The organism is Proteus vulgaris (assembly GCF_023100685.1).
In the GTDB taxonomy this organism is placed as follows: domain Bacteria; phylum Pseudomonadota; class Gammaproteobacteria; order Enterobacterales; family Enterobacteriaceae; genus Proteus.
The window spans coordinates 387,701-409,060 of the sequence record NZ_CP090064.1 but is presented as its reverse complement, the minus strand read 5'-3'; the positions used below and the strand labels follow the sequence as shown (position 1 = coordinate 409,060).

At 37.7% G+C, this 21,360-nt stretch carries 21 protein-coding genes and 1 pseudogene; 7 read left to right on the top strand and 15 right to left on the bottom strand.

Features of this window, described 5'->3' with window-relative positions:
• Nucleotides 1–108: 108 nt before the first annotated feature.
• Together LW139_RS02065 and LW139_RS02060 are read right to left on the bottom strand one after the other, a co-directional pair.
• Entirely contained in the window at nt 109–1,302 is a 1,194-nt protein-coding gene (locus LW139_RS02065; RefSeq protein ID WP_166540362.1) for an MFS transporter, read from the bottom strand.
• A 200-nt stretch (nt 1,303–1,502) separates the two neighbouring features.
• Nucleotides 1,503–2,249 carry a sulfite exporter TauE/SafE family protein gene (locus LW139_RS02060; protein ID WP_109408583.1) on the bottom strand — a complete coding sequence of 249 codons (747 nt, stop codon included), beginning with the start codon at nt 2,247–2,249 and terminating at the stop codon, nt 1,503–1,505.
• Between the two features lie 184 nt (nt 2,250–2,433).
• On the opposite strand from LW139_RS02060, the gene LW139_RS02055 reads away from it, so the two are divergent.
• Nucleotides 2,434–3,012 carry a helix-turn-helix domain-containing protein gene (locus LW139_RS02055; RefSeq protein ID WP_069368071.1) on the top strand — a complete coding sequence of 193 codons (579 nt, stop codon included), beginning with the start codon at nt 2,434–2,436 and terminating at the stop codon, nt 3,010–3,012.
• Nucleotides 3,013–3,059: 47 nt separating this feature from the next.
• Here LW139_RS02055 and ilvN read toward each other — a convergent pair whose 3' ends face one another.
• The 11 genes from ilvN to murQ form a co-directional block, all read right to left on the bottom strand.
• Nucleotides 3,060–3,344 (bottom strand): acetolactate synthase small subunit, encoded by a 285-nt coding sequence (ilvN, locus tag LW139_RS02050; protein WP_006535577.1) that lies wholly within the window; start codon nt 3,342–3,344, stop codon nt 3,060–3,062.
• A 3-nt stretch (nt 3,345–3,347) separates the two neighbouring features.
• Nucleotides 3,348–5,045, bottom strand: a complete 1,698-nt coding sequence (gene ilvB / locus LW139_RS02045) for an acetolactate synthase large subunit (RefSeq protein ID WP_166540361.1) — start codon at nt 5,043–5,045, stop codon at nt 3,348–3,350.
• A gap of 108 nt (nt 5,046–5,153) precedes the next feature.
• Nucleotides 5,154–5,252, bottom strand: coding sequence for an ilvB operon leader peptide IvbL (gene ivbL, locus LW139_RS02040; RefSeq protein ID WP_071788573.1), 99 nt, complete (start codon nt 5,250–5,252; stop codon nt 5,154–5,156).
• Nucleotides 5,253–5,494: 242 nt separating this feature from the next.
• Nucleotides 5,495–7,006 (bottom strand): YfcC family protein, encoded by a 1,512-nt coding sequence (locus LW139_RS02035; RefSeq protein ID WP_166540360.1) that lies wholly within the window; start codon nt 7,004–7,006, stop codon nt 5,495–5,497.
• A gap of 101 nt (nt 7,007–7,107) precedes the next feature.
• Complete coding sequence (gene arcC, locus LW139_RS02030; RefSeq protein WP_247850560.1) at nt 7,108–8,055, bottom strand: carbamate kinase; 948 nt, start codon at nt 8,053–8,055, stop codon at nt 7,108–7,110.
• 15 nt (nt 8,056–8,070) lie between these two features.
• The gene (argF, locus tag LW139_RS02025; RefSeq protein WP_166540358.1) at nt 8,071–9,063 is read right to left on the bottom strand and encodes an ornithine carbamoyltransferase; all 993 of its coding nucleotides are present in this window, start codon (nt 9,061–9,063) and stop codon (nt 8,071–8,073) included.
• Nucleotides 9,064–9,198: 135 nt separating this feature from the next.
• The gene (gene speFL / locus LW139_RS20665) at nt 9,199–9,300 is read right to left on the bottom strand and encodes a leader peptide SpeFL (RefSeq protein ID WP_109372621.1); all 102 of its coding nucleotides are present in this window, start codon (nt 9,298–9,300) and stop codon (nt 9,199–9,201) included.
• A 306-nt stretch (nt 9,301–9,606) separates the two neighbouring features.
• Entirely contained in the window at nt 9,607–10,395 is a 789-nt protein-coding gene (locus LW139_RS02020; RefSeq protein WP_247850559.1) for a sulfite exporter TauE/SafE family protein, read from the bottom strand.
• Nucleotides 10,395–11,246 (bottom strand): MurR/RpiR family transcriptional regulator, encoded by an 852-nt coding sequence (locus LW139_RS02015; protein WP_247850558.1) that lies wholly within the window; start codon nt 11,244–11,246, stop codon nt 10,395–10,397. The genes LW139_RS02020 and LW139_RS02015 overlap by 1 nt, the downstream gene beginning before the upstream one ends.
• 24 nt (nt 11,247–11,270) lie before the next feature.
• Nucleotides 11,271–12,635, bottom strand: a complete 1,365-nt coding sequence (locus tag LW139_RS02010) for a PTS transporter subunit EIIC (RefSeq protein ID WP_109408576.1) — start codon at nt 12,633–12,635, stop codon at nt 11,271–11,273.
• Between the two features lie 42 nt (nt 12,636–12,677).
• Entirely contained in the window at nt 12,678–13,589 is a 912-nt protein-coding gene (gene murQ, locus LW139_RS02005) for an N-acetylmuramic acid 6-phosphate etherase (RefSeq protein ID WP_166540377.1), read from the bottom strand.
• A 269-nt stretch (nt 13,590–13,858) separates the two neighbouring features.
• Between murQ and rhaB the strand changes: the two genes are divergently transcribed.
• The 4 genes and pseudogenes from rhaB to LW139_RS01985 all read left to right on the top strand — a co-directional run.
• Nucleotides 13,859–15,316, top strand: coding sequence for a rhamnulokinase (gene rhaB, locus LW139_RS02000; RefSeq protein WP_166540354.1), 1,458 nt, complete (start codon nt 13,859–13,861; stop codon nt 15,314–15,316).
• 37 nt (nt 15,317–15,353) lie between these two features.
• Entirely contained in the window at nt 15,354–16,604 is a 1,251-nt protein-coding gene (locus tag LW139_RS01995; RefSeq protein ID WP_109408573.1) for an L-rhamnose isomerase, read from the top strand.
• A 10-nt stretch (nt 16,605–16,614) separates the two neighbouring features.
• The gene (rhaD, locus tag LW139_RS01990; RefSeq protein ID WP_166540352.1) at nt 16,615–17,436 is read left to right on the top strand and encodes a rhamnulose-1-phosphate aldolase; all 822 of its coding nucleotides are present in this window, start codon (nt 16,615–16,617) and stop codon (nt 17,434–17,436) included.
• A 75-nt stretch (nt 17,437–17,511) separates the two neighbouring features.
• Nucleotides 17,512–17,742, top strand: a pseudogene (locus LW139_RS01985) (L-rhamnose/proton symporter RhaT); the annotation flags it as partial.
• Here LW139_RS01985 and LW139_RS01980 read toward each other — a convergent pair.
• On the bottom strand, nt 17,669–18,175 hold the full coding sequence (locus LW139_RS01980) for an AraC family ligand binding domain-containing protein (RefSeq protein WP_247851199.1): 507 nt from the start codon (nt 18,173–18,175) through the stop codon (nt 17,669–17,671). The pseudogene LW139_RS01985 and the gene LW139_RS01980 sit on opposite strands and share 74 nt — an antisense overlap.
• Before the next feature lie 460 nt (nt 18,176–18,635).
• Nucleotides 18,636–19,556: a ribokinase gene (gene rbsK / locus LW139_RS01975; RefSeq protein ID WP_109408568.1), complete on the bottom strand. Its 921-nt coding sequence runs from the start codon at nt 19,554–19,556 to the stop codon at nt 18,636–18,638.
• A 179-nt stretch (nt 19,557–19,735) separates the two neighbouring features.
• On the opposite strand from rbsK, the gene deoC reads away from it, so the two are divergent.
• Both deoC and LW139_RS01965 read left to right on the top strand, forming a co-directional pair.
• Nucleotides 19,736–20,404, top strand: coding sequence for a deoxyribose-phosphate aldolase (deoC, locus tag LW139_RS01970; RefSeq protein ID WP_072069516.1), 669 nt, complete (start codon nt 19,736–19,738; stop codon nt 20,402–20,404).
• Nucleotides 20,405–20,459: 55 nt separating this feature from the next.
• Entirely contained in the window at nt 20,460–21,236 is a 777-nt protein-coding gene (locus LW139_RS01965) for a DeoR family transcriptional regulator (protein WP_109408567.1), read from the top strand.
• The last annotated feature ends 124 nt before the right edge of the window (nt 21,237–21,360 follow it).

The window sequence follows — 21,360 nt, the reverse complement described above, 5'->3', positions numbered from 1 at the left end:
TATAAAAAACAATAAGATAAAGTTAAATATTTAGAAATGAAGAAAAAAGAGATTTCCTCTATCGCACTCCTAACACCCTAAATGGAATACGATAGAAGAGGAATGATATTAAGATGAGCTACTACTACTATTGAGTGCTTCAACGCCTAGATTCCAACGTTCCATCGTTGATATTAAGAATAAGCCAGTCATGGCAACCAATAAAAATGGTAGTGAAGATGAAGAAATTTCTGACAACGCGCCAGCCAGCAAAGGCCCAGACAAATTACCAATTCCCCATAACATCGCCGCAGACGCATTTGCAACCATCAGATCATTACCTGAGAAATATTGCCCTATTTGTACTAATGCAATGGTGTATATCGCACCCGCTGTTGCCCCCAGCACCAGTAATAGAGGCCAAATCAAAAATGTATGAGACATCGTGATCGGTAATAATAAGCTTGCGAGTAAAGTCACCACACCACAAATTCGATATAACCGCGTTCTGTTCATATGATCAGCAAGCCAGCCAAATGGCATTTGCATAATGGCGTCACCGGCTAAAATAGCACTTATCATCATGGCTGCAATAGCTTCAGTATGTCCCATACTTAGGCCATAAATAGGAAACATAGAAAGTACGGTACCATCAAAAAAAGCAAAGAAAACAATACCGCCGCAGATTGCGGGTGCAACTTTAACAAAACGAATAATAGAAAAATTCGGCTCTTGCGTATCTTTTGGTAATTTATCTCCTGTTTTCTGATCCATCATTAAAAACAGGGCAATAGAGATAATATGAATAAAGACACTAATTAAAATAGGTGTTTTATCTGCGACGCCATAAAGCGCAATAATTGAAGGCCCTAATAACTGGCTGATAGTAAATACCGTAGTATATACCGCTAAAATTCGCCCACGTTTATTATCTGGTGAAAGCTCATTAATCCACGTCTCTCCTAAACAAATCATCACACCACTGGCAATACCAGTGATAAGTCGTAAAGGAAATAACAACTCTAGCGGTAAGCTTCCCATTAAGGGTAATAAACTGATTGCAGAAATAATGGTTGCTAAAAGCATCGCAAAGCGTTTACCAATCCATTGCACAATACGCCGAGCAAAAGGTGAAATAATTAACATCCCAATAGCTGGCGCGGCAGAAATAAGTCCGATGATAGATTCGCTAATACCCGCTAAATTAAGACGTAGTGCAACCATGGGAATAGTTAATCCGATAACAATCCCGATAACGCCAATGCTTACCGTGATAGTTGTTATCGCAAAAATTTCAGATTGGCGATAATTTTGATGTGACATGTTATTTTGTTTCTGTGAATAACAGAAACCTCTGTAATAAAAGAAAGGGGGTTAAATAAAATATTGTTGTATTATAGGGGATAAGAAATAGATAAACATGCTTAAAAAACAACATTAATCAGAGAAAGATCTCCATTTGACTCACGAAGATCTTTGCCTTTCACAATATTCTCACTTCGCCGTCATTTATCTTACAACGCTTAAGAAAAATAACGGTAAATAAGCACAGCACCAGATATCAATACAATAGTATAAATCACACTCATAAATCGTGCTTTCGACATACGTAATGTTAAATTTCGCCCTAACCAAACACCTGCAAACATGGCTGGTAAGAAAATAACAGCTAATTTAAGAATATCTAATTGCCAATAAATTCCTGCAAATAAAAAAATCACCACTCGAGTTAATGTGCTAAAACCGATCAACGTTGTTTGTGTAATGCGAAACTTATTTTTGTCTGCAATTCTGCCTGACAAGTAAATCGCATATAAAAATCCCCCACTACCAAACAACGCGCTAAATACACCGCCGATTAATCCAAAAGGATAAACTAAGCGTTGAGAAAATTGGCTTTCTTGTTTTTTCCAAAACAGTGCATAAATTGCATAACAAGCAGCAAATAGACCTAAAAGAAGAGAGAGTAAATCAGGACGTGTGGTTAATAAAATTGTTGCCCCAACAAGGCTACCAATAATAATAAGCGGGATAAGATAACGGATCTCTTTAAAATCAGCCTGCTTACCATCCCTTGCGACATTCACTATAGCTGCGCTTAAATCGATTAGTGCCAATAAAGGAACTATCATTGGCAATGGTAAATAAAGCGCCAAGACTGGCCCTGCAATTAATGCTGATCCAAATCCTGCCATACCAAAAATCACGTAAGCAAAAAATAAGGTGAATAGACAAATAAAAATATCAGCCCAACTGAGCAATTCCATCATAAAAAACCTTGAATAGTTATCATTTATGCAAAGATATTAGCGTAACTAGTAAAAATCGAACAGTGATCGTAAGACTATTCACAAAATACAGCAGAAACAGAACCTCATTTTTCCGAATACGGTTAATTAGTGTTATTATCTAATCGGAATGACACTTTTAAACTAACGATATTTTAAATTGGCAATGAACCCACAACCTCCTAAAAAAACAAATGAATACCTTGGTAATAAAGTTAAACAATTAAGACAATCTCGAAACTTGTCACTTAATGAGTTATCAAGAAAGTCAGGAATATCCAAGGCAGCATTGTCAAAATTAGAATCCGGTGATTCTAATCCTAGAATCGATACCTTAGAGGCTATCGCGATAGCCCTTGGCTTTCCTTTGGGAGATTTATTTAGTTTTACACGCGAAGAGTACCCTCGCTTAGAACGACATAAACCTATCGTGGGTGATTATGCCCAAGAGTTTAAATTCCGTATTGGTATCGGCAATATTACTGAGATTTGGCATATCGAGATGAAGCATGGCGCGATTATTAATAGCCCTGCTCACGCTGATGGTACTCAAGAACACATCATGGTCTATTCTGGTAAATTAATGATGCGTTTTGATAACGACGAAACGGTTTTATTAGAAACTGGTGATTTTTATGCTTTTCATGGTAATGCGCCCCACTCTTATATTTGTGTAGAAGGCCATTTGCGCGCCTCTGTAATTATGTCTAGCCCAAATCAACAGCATTACCATCATCGCCCTTAAGCACTATATTGGCTCGCTCTTAATGATAAAGAGAGAGCCAATCTACATTAATTTAAATAACTTTCCATTTGCTCAAAAACACGTAAGTCATCGCTGAATCTCACTTCTTTTACGTCTTCAAGCTTTTCTACCTGACTCACCATCTGCATTAGGCGATCATCTTTTTGCACTAATAGCCAAATCCGGCTTTTATCGCTATTTTTCATTGGTAAACACAAAATGCCATCGACGTTAAATGCGCGACGAGCAAATAGACCACAAATATGGGTCATAACACCGGGATGGTTGCGAACAATCAATTCCAGCGCGATAGGTTGTGATTGGTTTGACATAAATTAAGCTCCTATCATCTCAATATTTGCAGCCCCAGGTGGAACCATCGGGAATACTTTTTCGTGGATATCAATCATAACGTGAATTAAGCAAGGGCCTGGTTTTTCAATAGCAGCTTGCAATGCACTGGCGGGATCTGCTTCTTGATTTAAGTCACAGGTATCTAAACCAAAACCTTGTGCAATACGGATAAAATCTGTTTGGTAAGGGTAAGCCGCCGCATAAATGCGCTCTTCAAAAAACAGTGTTTGTTGCTGATGCACTAATCCTAATGCCTGATTATTAATCAAAATAATTTTGATATCTAATTGGTGTTCAGCCGCAGTGGCAAGTTCTTGAATATTCATCATAATACTGCCATCCCCTGAGAAGCAGAGGATTTTCTTACCTGGCTCAGCTAATGCGGCACCAATTGCAGCAGGTAAACCGAAGCCCATCGTACCTAAACCACCAGACGTTAACCATTGTCGAGGTCGATTTAACGGATACGCTTGCGCTACCCACATTTGGTGTTGCCCTACGTCAGTCGTAATAATGGCATCATCATCTACGCAATTTGCGGCCGCCAATACAATACCGTAACCACTCAGAATATTTTCAGAGTTTTTCATTTCTAATGGATATTCTTGTTTCAGTGTCGTAACACGTTCTATCCATTCATTACGCTTGTTTGTATTAATCAATGGTAATAACAGTGATAATACGGATTTCGCATCGGCGTGGATCGCAATATCAGGGCGTTTGATCTTACTAATTTCAGCGCGATCGATATCAACATGAATAATTTTAGCATTAGGGCAAAACTTCTCGGCTTTACCAATGGCACGATCGTCAAATCTAGCCCCTAATACAATCAACAGATCCGCTTCTTCCAAAATAAAATTGGTACTACGAGTCGCATGCATACCCAACATTCCCAAATACAGTGGATGCGAAGGTGGCATTAATCCTAACCCCATTAAGGTCATGGTTGTTGGCAGATTATTTTTCTCTGCTAATTCAATTGCTTCTTTACATGCTTCAGAGCTAATGATCCCCCCACCTAAATATAAAACAGGGTTTTTAGCCTGATTAATCATTTGCGCCGCTTGTATCACTAAATCAGTATTAAACGCGGGAACAGGATCTTTTTGTGGAATAGGCGGTAACGCTTCTAATGTAATTTTGGCTTGTTGAATATCTTTTGGTACGTCAACCCAAACAGGCCCCGGTCTTCCTGACATTGCTAAACGAAACGCATCACAAATAATTTCAGGTAACTCAGCAATATCACGAACTAAATAGTTATGTTTAGTAATGGGAATAGACATGCCGTAAGTATCAACTTCTTGGAAAGCATCAGTTCCAATCATCGCTGAAGATACCTGACCTGTAATACAAACTAAAGGAATAGAATCAAGCTTAGCATCGGCAATTGCTGTTACTAAATTTGTCGCACCCGGCCCACTCGAAGCAATACAAACAGCAGGTTTACCATTTGCACGGGCAATCCCTTGTGCAATAAAACCAGCACCTTGTTCATGGCGAGTTAAGATATGTCGAATAGATTTACTTTGGCTCAATGCGTCATACAACGGAAGCGCAGCCCCACCAGGAATACCCGCAACGGTCGTAATGCCTTGTCGTTCCAGTAAATAAACGATTAATTGTGCGCCAGTAAACGTTCTACTTGTTGTGGCGTTTTCTTGTTGATCACCCATTTTTATCTGTCCTTTGTTTTAAGCCGGACTTGATGGGCAGGTAGAAATGAAAAACCCCGCCCGGTTAGTGCGCCGGCGGGGTTTCGAAACTGTGTTGATTCGGACCCGTTACGGCGCTTTGCCGACGACCACCACCACACGCACGACAACCACAGCCGCGATGTGCGCTGTTAGTCGTAGGCTTTGTAGTAGAGTAGTGATGATCATGGGTTACCTATCAATTAATTTAATGATGTGTTTACGTGTTATCTGTATTTAAAAAAACATAACTTCTACAAATTAACAACCTTTTTTTTCGGTTTATTTTTTATCACCACTAAAAACGAGAGCTAGATCACTTCTAATGAAAATCAAAAAATAATGACGATAACAGCACAAAAAACCAGATTAATTTCATATTACAGAATAACCAAAAATCCTTTTATCTGCGTAAACACACCCACTCAATTTTATAAAAACGCAACTTGAACCAAGAGTAATGTTGCCGAAAGTACAAACATAAATACCACCATCGGCATAATAAATTTAAGCCATTTGTTATAGGAGATATCTAACATTTGCAAGGTCGCTAACACCAGTCCGGTAGGCGCTAAGAACAACATAATATATTGCCCCCAGTTATATGCTGATACCACCATATAACGAGGAACACCGACTGCGTCTGCTAATGGCGCCATAATTGGCATCGCTAAAACCGCAAGGCCAGAAGAGGAAGGAACAATAAAACCTAAACAAATAAAAACAACGAGCTGTGCTAATAAGAACAAGCTTGGTGGCATTCCTGCAACCATATGAGACATAAACTCAAGGATAGTATCGGCAATTTTACCTTGTTCCATCACAAGGTTAACACCTCGCGCTAAACCAATAATTAATGAAACGCCTACTAACTCAGATGCCCCATGAATAAATCCATCAATGGCCGTTTTTTCTTTTAATCCAGAGAGAAAAATAATGATGATGGCAATGGCTAAAAAGAGAGCAGCCATTTGTGGAAACCACCAGCCCATATCCATGACGCCCCAAACCATAATAGGAAAAGCGGCAACAAATAAGCAGAGGATCACTTTACGACGCCATGAAAATTCTAATATTTCGTTTGGATCGTAATTACTTAAAAAACGTTGTTTAAAACTTTCGGCATTCTCATAATTATAAGAAAAAGCAGGATCTTTTTTAATTTTTTTACAATACCAGTATAAATAAACCAAAACGCCAATCGTACCAATCACTAAGCCAATAGTACGAAAGCCGATCCCTTCAATAAAACTTATTCCTGATGCATTTGAGGCAATGACCACAGAGAATGGATTAACTGTTGAAAATCCAGCCCCCATTGAAGAAGCTAGAAAAATAGCCCCGACACACACAATAGCGTCATAACCCAATATTAAGAATATAGGGACTAATATGGGATAAAAGGCAACGGCTTCTTCTTCAATCCCACAACTTGTCCCGCCTATGGATAATATAATCGTGACACCAAATACCACTAAAAACTCTTTACCTTTGGTTCGATTTGCCAGTGCTGTTAAGCCCGCATTGAATGCACCAGTTTTATTAACAACCCCAATAAGCCCCCCCAAAACAAGAATGAAAACAATAACATCAGCCCCCTCTATCGTCCCTTTCACCATACTTTCGGTAATATCCATTATCCCTTTGGGTTGCTGTGCTACGCGTTCATAGGTTCCAGGTATCGCTATCGGTTTTTTAATTGTTCCATCAGTAAATTTATTAATTTCAATAGAGACATTTAAATCATTTAATGTCGCTTGAGTTGCAGGTAATACTTCATGAGAACCATCTATTTTCGCAACCACTAATGATGGCTCTGTTGAGTTATAACTTAATCGTTGATATTCGCCAGCTGGAATAATCCACGTTAAGCCAACCACAATTACTGTAATTGCAAATAAAATAGTAAATGCGGTCGGAAACGCAAACTTTTTAAGTTTCATAAGCGCCCTCGACTTAAATAAGAGGTAACTCTGCCAGTAGAAATAATATCTAACTGGCAGTGTTTATTTTTAGAATTAAATTTGGAATAATAAAAACAATATTAATTAAAGATAATTGTTGTGCCTGTTTTTCCTTCTAAAGCAGATAATGCATTATCTAAAGAAGTAATAATTGCTTGAGCATCCTTGTGACTTTCTTTTAGAAAATTAAGACAAGCTTCAACTTTAGGTAACATACTTCCTTTAGCAAATTGTCCTTGAGAAATATATTCTTGTGCTTGAGAGAGTGTTAATTTATCTAAATTCATTTGCTCTGGTTTATTAAAATTAATTGCCACTTTATCAACAGCCGTTAATATTAATAAAATATCTGATTTTAATTCGACAGCTAATTTAGCACTGGAGTTATCTTTATCAATAACAGCATCAATACCTTCTAATAACTCTCCTTTTCGAATAACGGGAATACCACCTCCGCCAACCGTGATCACCACAATATTGCGTTCAACTAACTGTTTAATAATCGGTGATTCTACAATTTCTAACGGTTTGGGTGATGGAATAACTCGACGATATCCACGCCCTGCATCTTCCATAAAGTGGAAACCATGCTCTTTTTGGATAGCCTCAGCTTGCTGTTGAGTATAAAACGCGCCAATGGGTTTTGTGGGTGATAAAAAAGCAGGATCGTTTTTATCAACAACTACTTGCGTCACAATGGTCGCACAGCCATGATCTTTATTCAGATTTCTCGTACATAACTCGTCATTAATCGCCTGTTGTAGATGATAGCCGATATAGCCTTGGCTCATGGCACCACATTCAGCAAATGGCATATAAGGCGTGCCAATATTCTGTTGCGATGCATAATCCATAGCTAAATTGATCATCCCAACTTGCGGACCATTTCCATGACCAATAATGACTTGGTAGCCTTTCTCAACCAAATCTACAATCGGCTTTGCGGTTTTTCGTACTATCTGTTTTTGCTCTAGTGGCGTACTGCCCAGTGCATTTCCCCCTAAAGCAATAAATACCTTTTTAGGCATTGTTAACTCCTTGCTTTAGCTCAAAGTCGCGAACATAACGGCTTTAATGGTATGCATACGGTTTTCAGCTTGATCGAAAACTTTTGATTGGCGAGACTCAAAAACATCGTCTGCCACTTCCATTTCACTCAAGCCAAATTTTTGATAAATATCTTCACCAATAGTTGTTAAGCGGTCATGGAATGAAGGTAAACAGTGTAAGAAAATAGCGTGAGGATTTGCCATTTTCATCATAGATCCATTAACTTGATAGGATTTTAATAAACGAATACGCTCACCCCATACACTATCTGGCTCACCCATTGAAACCCAAATATCGGTATAGAGAACATCCGCGTCTTTTGCTCCTTTTTCAATATCTTCGGTTAACGTGATAGAACCTTCGTTTTCTGCCGCGATTGCACGACATTCTTTCACTAGTTGTTCTTCTGGCATTAAAGATGCTGGCCCACATGCGGTAAAATGTAAGCCTAATTTCGCACAAACTACCATTAAAGAGTTAGCAACGTTATTGCGAGCATCACCAAAGAAAGTCAGTTTAAGCCCTTTTAAATGACCAAAATTTTCTTCAACTGTTAGCATATCCGCCAACATTTGAGTTGGATGGAATTTATCGGTAAGGCCATTCCATACAGGTACTCCTGATTTCGCTGCCAATTCTTCAACTAATGACTGATCAAATCCACGATATTCAATACCATCATAGAAACGCCCTAACACACGCGCAGTATCTTCAATAGACTCTTTTTTCCCCATTTGTGATGAGCCAGGATCAAGGTAAGTCACCCCCATTCCTAAATCATAACCCGCAACTTCAAAGGCACAACGTGTGCGTGTTGAGGTTTTTTCAAATAATAAAACGATATTTTTACCTTCTAAAGAGCGATGAGGCATACCCGCCATTTTTAATGATTTAAAATGTTTAGAAAGCTTTAATAAATATTGAATTTCAGCTGATGAAAAGTCGAGTAATTTTAAAAAACTTCTACCTTTAATATTAATAGACATAATAATCCTATCTCCTAATTATTCTGATAATAATAGAGTTAAAAATGATTTGTTATTTATAAAAAATAGAGGCTTCCCCAATAACACCCGTTATTAGGAAATATGCTTTATATTTTAATTGTATGAATAGAGGGCTTACCCGTTAAAAACGGAGAAATGAAAACATTGACGTTGTTTATACATCATAATGTGGGCAATACGTCTAATATGAGGTGTTTTCCTATTATTATTTTCCATAATACTAGTACCTTCATCTATAGGTATTAAATGAGGGTTACAGTGAAACATATAGGAATTAACATTAATGTGATTATCATCTCAATTATCTATTTATGACTAAAATCATATCTCATTAAAAACAAATAATAAATCAAACATTTCATTAACACACATATATTACATGGAGAATAAAATTTATATTAGAAGACTATCTCAATTAAATTAGCAAGATAATATAAAATAAACCAAGAAAAACCATTAGACTTTATTTTGTTATTATTTATTATATTTTATAAATGTTAATATTATTGATGTAATTTAACATTAAAATAATTTAGCTAGCATCATTACAGCACTACAAATAATTAAAATTAAAGTCGCATACTGAAACACCCTATCAGGCATTCTTATCAGCAACCATTTAGACAGCGGAATAGAGATCAACGAGCCTAAAAATAACAAAAGTGCTAAATGAATATCCGTATGCCCGTCTTGCATATAAGCCAGTGCAGAAGATCCCGATAACAATGTTGTGGTAAATATAGAAGTACCAATGGCCTGCTTAATAGAGAGATTTGCATAACGTAGCAATAACGGTAATACAACTACACCGCCCCCTACACCAGTTGCACCTAAAATAACCCCAGCCATAACCGCAGGAAGTAAAAGTGCTTTAATATTTAAAGGCGCTAGCTTTGTATTTTCAACCACAACGGGAGGTAATGAGAAAAACATTCTCTGTATAAAGAGAAAGAGAGAAAAAACAATCGCACCCACCACAAGCGCATTAATTCCCCACTCTACTTGTTGCTGATACTGCTCTAATGAACCTAAATAATTAACCAAAACACTAGCCAAAAAGGTACTTGGTAGCATTATTCCTAATACAATCATTGCTCTTTTAAAAGGAATATTACCAAGGCGAAAATGCATATAAGACGAGGTGACTTTCATCAACATAGATAATAAATTTGCAGTCGCCACAGCCATTAATGCATTCATACCAAAAAAATACGTCAATACAGGTAAAACAATAACACCGCCACCCACGCCCGTTGTGCTAATAATTAAACCAATAGCAGCACCTACCGCTAATGTGGTGATAAGTAACATTATTGATTTCCTTGCATGACAGCTTTTCGTCCTTTTAATAAGGCTTTTTCTGCTGACTCACTCGCCAGTGTCATATATTTAAAAAATAACACATCAAAAGCCACCATTTGTAAAACTTGTGGCGTGATGACACCCAATTGAGAGTGCTGTTCGTCATAGAAATAAGGCAACGTATAATCAGATAATCGCGTCGCTTCATCTTGCCCAAAACGGGTTAATGCCACCGTTAAACAGCCTTCATCTTTTGCTGATTTCAACATACGATTAATATCAGCAGTATTGCCTCGTGCGGTAACCGCGATAGCAAAGTCATCAACTGATAAATTGGCAGAATAAGCCAATTGAGCATGAAGATCCGAACTAAATAAGGCGTTTTTATTCACGCGAATAAGCTTATGAAAAATATCACTTGCTACGATCGCAGAGGCGCCAATACCAAACAGGACAATGCGTTTAGCTGAGACCATTTTTTCAGCCAGCAGATCAATACAATTAGGATCTAACAAAGCCAATGAGTCCTGAATAGCACTAGTAAATAGATGGCCTGTTTTTGAAATAATTAATTCTGTTGGATCTGTTTTCGCTAAATTACCATAGAGAATATCGCCACTGCTTTTTTGTTGCTTTTCTTCTGAAAGGTAATCAATTTTAAATTCAGGATAACCACGATATCCCATTTGACGAGAGAAACGGATAACAGAAGCACTGCTTACACCGGCTTTAAGTGCCAATTCAGCCGCATTCATACTGGCAATATTCTCACTATTTTCTAATAGATAATGAGCAATACGTTGTTCTGTACCTTTGCCCTGTATTAGCAAACTTTCAAGCTTTTTGGTCAGTGTCGACATTCTGTTATCCTTTTTATTTCTGACTTATTTCTCTGGATCAGTAAATCCCATTAGCATACTGGCAATAAAACCGACAATCCATGCACCTAATACTGCAATCAAGAACTTAATAATTTGACCATCACCGACTAACGGAATTAATGATAACCCAGCTGTACCAAATGGAATAATGATCCCAACTTGGAAATATGCCATTAATGCGCCACCCGCAGCACCACCAATACATCCCGCCACAAAAGGTTTTCCTAATGGAAGAGAAACACCAAATAATAGCGGCTCACCGACACCGAAAATACCCACAGGTAATGCGCCCATTAATGTTTTCTTTAAACGTTGATTTTTAGTACGTAGATAAACCCAAAAACAAGAGCCTACTTGTCCCATTCCGCCCATCGCTAAAATAGGGAATAGGTAATTTAAACCAAAAGTATTTAAGATTTCGGTATGAATAGGAATTAACCCTTGATGTAATCCTGTTAAGAGTAAAAATAAGAAACTTCCTCCTAAGGCAGCCCCAGTAACTACCGCACCACCACCTTGATTTAATAGTGATAATGATACGCCTTGCGCTAATAACTGATTAAGATAATGGCCAATAGGTTGGAATATCATAATTGCCACCAGTGAAGAGACTAAAATCGTCACAAACGGCGTTAAGATAAGATCAAGACTCTCTTTAACGATGCTACGAAACCATAATTCTAGTTTTGAAGAGAACACCACCACCATTAATACCGCAAAAATCCCGCCACTGTTTGGCTGTAATTTCTCGCCAAATAAAGTGATATCAGCAAGCCCCGGCATGGCTAATAACCCCGCCATTACCGCACCAATCGAAGTTGACGCTCCCAACTCTTTAGCTGTATTTATCCCAATCATAATAGAAAGATAGGCAAATACCGTACTACCAATTAATTTGAATAATTTAAATAGCTCAGGGAATTGCTCAACTAAGCCCGGTGCGACTAAACGGATAATATTAATTAGCCCCATAATCAAACCGCAGCCAATTAAAGCAGGAATTGTCGGAACAAAAATAGCCGCTAATGTATTTAACATGCGGCGTATCGAGAAGCCTTTTTTCACTGGTGTTGACGCAGGCTTATCTTCACTACTTGCTGAACTATTTTGCATACGTTTATTCATAATAGAATAAACTTTTGCGGCGGTTCCCATTCCGACAATCACTTGATGCTGTTCGCCATTAAATACAACACCTTTAACGCCTTCGACTTGTTTTAAAGCATCAGCATTAAATAGTGAACTATCTTTTAAAATCAATCGAATGCGAGTCATACAATGTGTTAGGGTTGCCACATTTTGAAACCCACCAGCGTGTTTTTCTATTTCTATTGCTAACGTGTCGAGGTGTTCTATTTTATTAGCCATATGTGTGCCTGCTAAAGTTCAGAGTATTTACTCATATTGTTATTAATTAAATAAGGCAAGTTGCTGTTGTAGCGAACGATTAGGATATTGCTGTGTAATTTGATCAACTTTCTCCACACTCAAGTGAAGTTCATACATTAAAATGGCTTTTCTAGGATGATAATTAACCATTTGTAACAGCGTTCTGGCTCTTTCATTAGAAATTCCGCACACTTCGCTGACAATACCTTCAGCACGACGTTGTAATTTCTCATTACTCGCGATCACATCCACCATCAGGTTTTTATGCACTTTTCCAAGCTTAGTCATTACGCTGGTGCTTAACATACCCAAAATCATTTTTTGAGCCGTGCCGCTTTTCATTCTTGTAGAGCCTGTTAATACCTCTGCGCCCACATCTGGCGCAATAGATAAGTCAGCAATTTCACTCATCATACTTTTGCCACGCGTGGTAATAGAGATAGTCAACGCCTTTAGTTTCTTACCATATTGCAACGCTGCAACCGTAAAGGGAGTTCGACCGCTTGCGGCAATACCAATAACAACATCTTTATCACTGACATGACGACGTTGAAGCTCTTCAATTGCCGCTTCTTGGCTATCTTCAATATTTTCAACCGCTTTTAACATTGCATCATGACCACCTGCAATAATTGCCTGCACTAATGTAGAAGGTACACCAAAAGTTGGCGGACATTCGGCACTGTCTAATACAGCTAATCGGCCACTCGTTCCTGCACCGACATAAAATATACGCCCACCTTTTTGTAAACGTTCAGTGATTTTTTCTACCGCATTGGCAATAGCGGGTAATTCTTTTTTGACTGCATTTGCAACCGTCATATCTGCACTATTGATTAATGTGACCAATTCCAATGCACTTAACTCTGAAAATTGGGTTGTTTCTTGGTTACTTTCATTTTTAAGACATTGGCTCAATGCATCTTCTTTCATCACAACAACCTTATGAAACTAAATTTCAATTAAAATTACATCCAATGAAATTATATTTCAATCCTATTTGTCATGATGGTGTGAAATGAATCACATTATAAAAAAGCCATAACGGATCTGTTTGAAATCTGATTAATGAAATTGTGAATAACATCACGTCGACTTTGGTTATTCTGCCAACTTTTCAGTTTATTGGCAGAATGTTTAACGCATCATTTTTGCCCGCTTCTTAAGATAGTTTCAATTTCTATATCACAGGAATTTAGACTATGAGTATCTGCTACACCGTTGCTATCGATCTTGGTGCTTCAAGTGGTCGCGTCATGTTAGCCAGTTTTGATAAAGTCCATCAGCAATTATCACTGACTGAAATTCACCGCTTTACTAATCGTTTTGCTATGAATGAAAGTCATACTTGTTGGGATCTGGATTTATTAGAGCATCATATCCGTACAGGCTTATCTTTAATAGAACAGCAAAATATTGTTATAAGCAGCATTGGTATTGATACTTGGGGCGTTGATTATGTGCTACTAAACGCACAAGGAGAGCGTATTGGTCTAAGTTATTCTTATCGTGATAAACGCACTGAAAATGTGATGCAACAAGTACAAAGCGATCTCAGTGCTGAATGGATCTATCAACAAACTGGTATTCAATTCCTTCCTTTTAATACTCTCTATCAACTAAAAGCTATGCAACTTGAAACCCCGCCATGGCTAGAGAGTGTGGCACATTTTGTGATGATCCCCGATTACCTGGCTTACCGTTTAACTGGCAAGCTTAATTGTGAATATACAAATGCCACCACATCACAATTAATCGATATAAACACAGGAGATTGGAATAAAGCACTGCTTGATTATCTGCAACTTCCTCATCATTGGTTTATGCCCATTAAACAACCCGGAAATACGATTGGTTATTGGAAAAATAGTAAAAACGAGGCAATTCCTGTTATTTCCGTTGCCAGTCATGATACGGCGAGTGCAGTAATTGCTACACCGTTAAAAAATCAACAGTGCGCTTATTTAAGTTCAGGAACATGGTCTCTAATGGGAATTGAACGCTTCACACCTTGTGTTTCAACCCAATCATTGCATGCAAATATCACTAATGAAGGAGGTGTTGAAGGTCGTTATCGTGTTCTTAAAAATATTATGGGGCTATGGTTATTTCAGTCTATTTGTAAAGAACACAACATTACTGATATTGCTGCATTAATTAATGATGTCGAACACATCACACCTTTTACTTACTTAATTAATCCCAATGATGAATGCTTTCTCAATCCAGATTCAATGAGTAAAGCAATCCAAGACTATTGCCAACAACAGGGAAAATCTGTTCCTAACACACCAGCACAATTGTCACGATGTATTTTTGACAGCTTAGCGCTACTTTATCGCTATGTTTTCCTTGAATTACAATCACTTAATTTTACACAACTAACACAATTACATATCGTTGGGGGCGGTAGTCAAAATGCGCTGCTTAACCAACTTTGCGCCAACACCTGTGGAATTCCCGTTATTACGGGCCCTATCGAAGCATCAACATTAGGTAATGTGGGCTTACAACTCATTGCGCTAAATGAGATTGAAGATATCAGCCATTTTCGCCACTTAATAAGCCAAAACACCACTCACACCACGTTTATGCCCCAAGCGCCACTAAACAAAAATACGTGGCAATCATTTTTACAACTTATTGAAATTAAACACTAAATATTTTTATACGCGATTGACGGATAAGGAAAGTGCTATGTCTAACATTAAAGAGAGCTATCAACTTGCCAAACAACGTTTTTCACAGATAGGTGTTGATACAGAAAAAGCTATTCAGGCAATGGATGTATTACCTGTGTCTATTCATTGCTGGCAAGGTGATGACGTCTCAGGATTTGAACCTTCAAATACCGCATTAACTGGCGGCATTCAAGCAACGGGGAACTATCCGGGTAAAGCGCGTAATGCTACGGAACTACGTGCGGATATGGAAAAAGCAATGAGCCTTATTCCTGGCTCAAAAAGAGTTAATCTTCATGCCCTTTATTTAGAATCCGATACACCTGTTGAACGCAATGAAATCAAACCTGTGCATTTTGCTAATTGGGTTGAATGGGCAAAACAACAAAACATTGGGCTCGACTTTAATCCTTCGTTTTTCTCTCATCCTTTAAGCCTTGAAGCTACATTAACGCACGCCAATAAAGAGATCCGCGATTACTGGATTGGTCATACCAAAGCATGCCGTCGCATATCAGCCTATTTTGGCGAGTCACTAAATACGGCTTCGGTGATGAACATCTGGATACCTGATGGTATGAAAGACACTCCTATCGATCGCTACGCCCCAAGACAACGTCTTGTTGAAGCGCTTGATGAAGCGATTAGCGAGAAACTCTCCACTAAACATCATATTGATGCTGTCGAAAGTAAATTATTTGGTATTGGCGCTGAATCTTATACCGCAGGCTCTAGTGAGTTTTACCTTGGCTACGCCATTACTCGTCAAACCGCACTTTGTTTAGATGCAGGGCATTTTCACCCAACAGAAGTTATTTCAGACAAAATTTCTGCGGTGATGCCTTACGTTGAACGCTTACTTCTCCATGTGAGTCGCCCTGTTCGTTGGGATAGCGACCACGTTATTTTACTTGATGATGAAACTCAGGCGATCGCAAATGAAATCATCAGACATAACTTACAAAACCGTGTTCATATCGGTCTCGATTTCTTTGATGCTTCTATTAACCGTATCGCTGCTTGGGTTATTGGTACACGTAATATGAAAAAAGCATTGTTACGAGCCTTACTCGAACCAACGCCAATGTTACGACAATTAGAAATTGATGGTGATTTCACAGCTCGCCTAGCCTTATTGGAAGAACAAAAAGCACTGCCTTGGCAAGCGGTTTGGGACGAATATTGTGAACGCCAAAATGTTCCTGTTGGTGATAAGTGGTTACAAGAAGTTCGTCATTATGAAAATAGTGTTTTATCAAAAAGATAAGGTGATCACCATGCAAAAAATTCTCACATCTTGTTTTGTGCAAGGCATGATCAAAGCGACCAGTGATATGTGGTTAAAAGGCTGGGATGAACGTAATGGCGGGAATGTCAGCTTACGTTTAACACCTGAGGAAGTTTTACCTTATCAAGGAGACTTTTATTCAACACCACGTTATATCGAAGTCACAGAACCCGTTAAAGAATTAGCAAATCAATATTTTATCGTGACAGGATCAGGTAAGTTTTTTCGCAACGTAGCACTAGATCCCGAAGATACCTTGGGATTAGTAAAAATTGATGAAGAAGGTCAGGGTTATCACATTATTTGGGGATTGATTAATGGTGGCGTTCCTACTTCTGAATTTGCAGCCCATTTTCAGTCACATATTACACGCTTAAAAGTTACTCAAGGGCAAAATCGCGTCATTATGCATTGCCATGCGACAAACTTAATTGCCCTTAGCTACGTACTACCGCTCGATAGTGCCACGATCACACGTCAACTTTGGGAAATGAGCACCGAATGTTTAGTTGTATTCCCAGATGGTATTGGCGTTTTCCCTTGGATGGTACCCGGAACAGATGGCATTGGGCTTGAAACAGCACGACAAATGGAAAAACATGGGCTGGTTTTATGGCCATTCCATGGCATTTTTGGCTCAGGCCCGACCCTTGATGATGCATTTGGCTTAATTGATACCGCTGAAAAATCAGCTGAAATTCTGGTTAAAGTGCTCTCTATGGGGGGAAAAAAGCAGACTATCTCTACCGAAAATCTCATTGCATTAGCTAAACGTTTTAATGTTTCTCCAATGCGCGAAGCACTGAAATAACACCTATTTCTTTGTGACAGAGTCGTTCCTTTGTCACAAAGAAAAACACAATAATAATGGTATGAGGAAAAACTCATGGGTAGTGGAATTATATTAGGCATTTTCTGGCACTTTGTCGGTGCCGCCTCCGCTGCATGTTTTTATGCTCCACTGAAAAAAGTTAAAAGATGGTCATGGGAAACCATGTGGTCTGTGGCTGGAATATTTTCTTGGATAATTTTACCTTGGACAATCAGCTACTTATTGCTCCCTGATTTTTGGTCATATTACGCGTCTTTTGGTAGTGAAATACTTGCATCATTTTTTGCTCATTACTTCCATCCGTTATAGTATTATATTTTCCTTCTTGTAACGTCACTAACAATTGAAAAAATAGACTTTCTTCTTCAGCAATGTCATTTCCTGTCACTTTACTTAATTTATCTATTATTTTTTGTGATTTTATAAAATTAGTTTTATTTAATAGCCAATGTGAACCTTTATCTTTATTATTTACAGGAAGAAATTGATTAATATTATTTAAATATTTAAACTCTGATATAGAGCGATATAGAACATTCGTTAAATTCAAACCTGAAACATTATCAAATAAATGGTAATCCTCAGATTTAATATAACAAACCGTTCCTGGACATAATGTATAAGGTCGGCCATTAAGGACATGTAATCCAATACCTTGCGTAACAATAAATATTTCACTGAAATCATGAGTATGTTCAGGAAATATCGGTTGTGGCATCCTAGGCTCTACAGCTATAGGTTGATTTGGTGCTGAAAAATAATCTTCACTGTATAATTTCATTTAGCCCCCTTAGCATAATTATTATTTACTTTCTCAAATAATTCTTTTATTAAGAAATACTTTTGAAAAATACGGTTGAAAAATAAAAATATAAAATAAAGTGGACTGCTAGGTAAAATAATAAGAACAACTAATTCTAAGCAGTAAAAATAAAAATCACCTTTAACATTCAGACAAGAAGCTTTTATTTTTGGCAAAAAATCAAAGAATAGCCTCATAAATTAATAAATTTGTGAAGTCACAGGCAATTAATAATGTATTAAATCTTATTTTCTCACTTAATTATTGCTCGATTTAACCGATATTCCCTCACCTATATAGATGAGGGAAATGATAACAATGTGGCTTAAACGATTAAATATTCAGAATAAGATAATATTCAAGATAAAATTAACCGTTATTTTTTATTTCCTAAAAACTGCCCAAATTCTTCAATACTCGGATAAGAAGATTGTGTGCCTTTTCCGGCAACACTTAAACCTGAAAACATCACCGCTTTATTTAATGCTTCTTCAATATTATTAGTGTGAACATAATAATGGGAAAAACAACCAATAAAAGCATCACCTGCTCCACTGGTATCTATCGCATCAACTTCAATAGCAGGAATGTATTTTTCAATGTCACCATTCATCCATAATGCGCCCTTTTCACCTAATGTGACAATGACATTCTTAAAGCCTTTTTGTAGTAAAGAACAAGCGGCTTCGCGAATTTCATCCATTGTGGTGATTGGCATACCTGTCAAAATTTCAAGCTCTGTTTCATTCGGAACAAAAAAATCACAACGGGCAGCAATATCAAGATCTAATGCTTTTGAAGCGGGTGCAGGGTTAAATAACACAGGAATATGGTGTTTGTTACCAAACTCAATGGCGTGATAGACCGTTTCAAGTGGGATTTCTAATTGCAGTACAATTATTTTGCATTTTTTCAGACTATCGGTCGCTCTATCAATATCTTCTGGCGACAAATGCTGATTAGCACCTTTAACAATTAAAATGCTATTTGACGATTGGGAAGTCACAAAAATAGGTGCAACACCACTTGTTGTACCTGGTACTTTTTCAACATAACGTGTATTGATGCCATAAGATCCTAAATTCATGATGGTGTTATCCGCGAAAATATCATCGCCGACTTTTGTTAACATCATCACTTTTGAATTTAATTTAGCAGCAGCAACCGCTTGATTTGCTCCTTTACCACCACAACCAATTTTAAATGCTGGCGCCTCAAGGGTTTCACCCTCTTTTGGCATCCTATCTATATAGGTGATCAAATCCACCATATTTGAACCAATCACTGCGATATCCATAGCGCCTCTTACTCTTATGTAAAATTTATAAATGTGAAAATAGTGACATTTTGATAGATGTATAACAGTATCATGTTATTTAAATATCATTTGTGATTGTTATCCCGTTAAAACAGCACTAATATGTTGCCAAACTAACATGAGTGATAAATAACAATCTTCTTATTAAGGAATATACAATGCGTCCATTAGCTAATTATATCGATCATACCCTTCTTGCTGCAGATACAACTGAAGCACAAATCAAGAAATTGTGTGCTGAAGCAGCTGAACACGGTTTCTTCTCTGTTTGTATTAACACTTCTTACATCCCTTTAGCAAGAACTTGCCTTGAAGGGAGCGATGTAAAAGTATGTTGTGTTATTGACTTCCCATTTGGTGCTGGTTTAACTGCAACAAAAGCATTTGAAGCCGCTGAAGCTATCCGCCAAGGCGCACAAGAAGTCGATATGGTTATAAACATCGGTATGTTAAAAAGCGGTCGTTTAGACTTCGTCAAACAAGATATTGAAGCTGTAAAAGCGGCTTGTGGTAACACAACACTGAAAGTTATTTTAGAAACTTGCTTATTAACTGACGACGAAGTACGTTTAGTTTGTGAAATGTGTCGTGAGATCCGCGTTGATTTTGTGAAAACATCAACAGGATACAGTACAATGGGCGCCACAGAACATCATGTTGCATTAATGCGTAAAACAGTAGGTGACGAAGTGGGCGTAAAAGCGTCTGGTGGTGTTCGCGATCGCCAAACAGCATTAAACATGATCAAAGCAGGTGCAACGCGTATCGGTGCTAGCGCAAGCGTCGCTATCGCAACAGATTCAGATGCGCCTGAATCAAACTACTAATTATTTAGCGTATATTTTCTTGGAGTACGCTATTCAATAACACAAGGATCCTTCGGTGATAGAGACCAAACAGCACGAACGTTTGCGCCGCCTCAGTGAATGTATAAAACGCTCAGGTCGCATACATCTTAAAGACGCCGCGAGGATCCTTGAAGTTTCTGAAATGACAATTAGGCGTGATCTTAGTTCTGACGCTGAAAATCCATTTCCAATGTCATTATTGGGTGGCTATATTGTTGCATTAGCCCAGCCTCATTTTGGATTAGTTTCAACATCATCCGATATTATTACACCAGATCAAACAGAAGAACTTCACATACCCAATCTTGCCGCCGGTATGGTCTCTGAAGGTGATGTCCTTTTTTTCGATAACGGACAATTAATTCCGACACTAATTGAACTTATTCCTGATAATCTGCATTTCACAGGGATCTGTTATTCTCATCGTGTATTTTTGGCATTAAGCCAGAAGAAAAATGCCACCGTATTACTCTGCGGAGGTGAATATCGCCCTAAAAGTGATTCATTCTACAATCCTACCCAACCTTCTTATCTTGATAGCATTAATCCTAAGAAAGCCTTTATTTCAGCTGAAGGTGTTCATCTCGATTTTGGCGTTACCTGCTATAACATCGACGATCTTTATATGAAGAAAAAAGCGATGGATAAATCTATTCGTAAAATTTTACTCACCAAATATCACTATTTTGATGAAACAGCGACAGGCAACATGGGCGATTTAGCTCAGTTTGATGTTGTTATCACTGATAGAAAATTAACAGATGATTACGAAGATTATTGCCGAAAAAGCTCAGTAAAAGTGATTTATTAATTAAAAGTAGAGAACTAACTAAAATAGATAATAAAGAAAAATCAACCTTAAATTAAATAAATTATATTTATTCTCTTTTATAAAAATAAAGAAAATTCACACCACTTTTTAATTGCTAATGCAA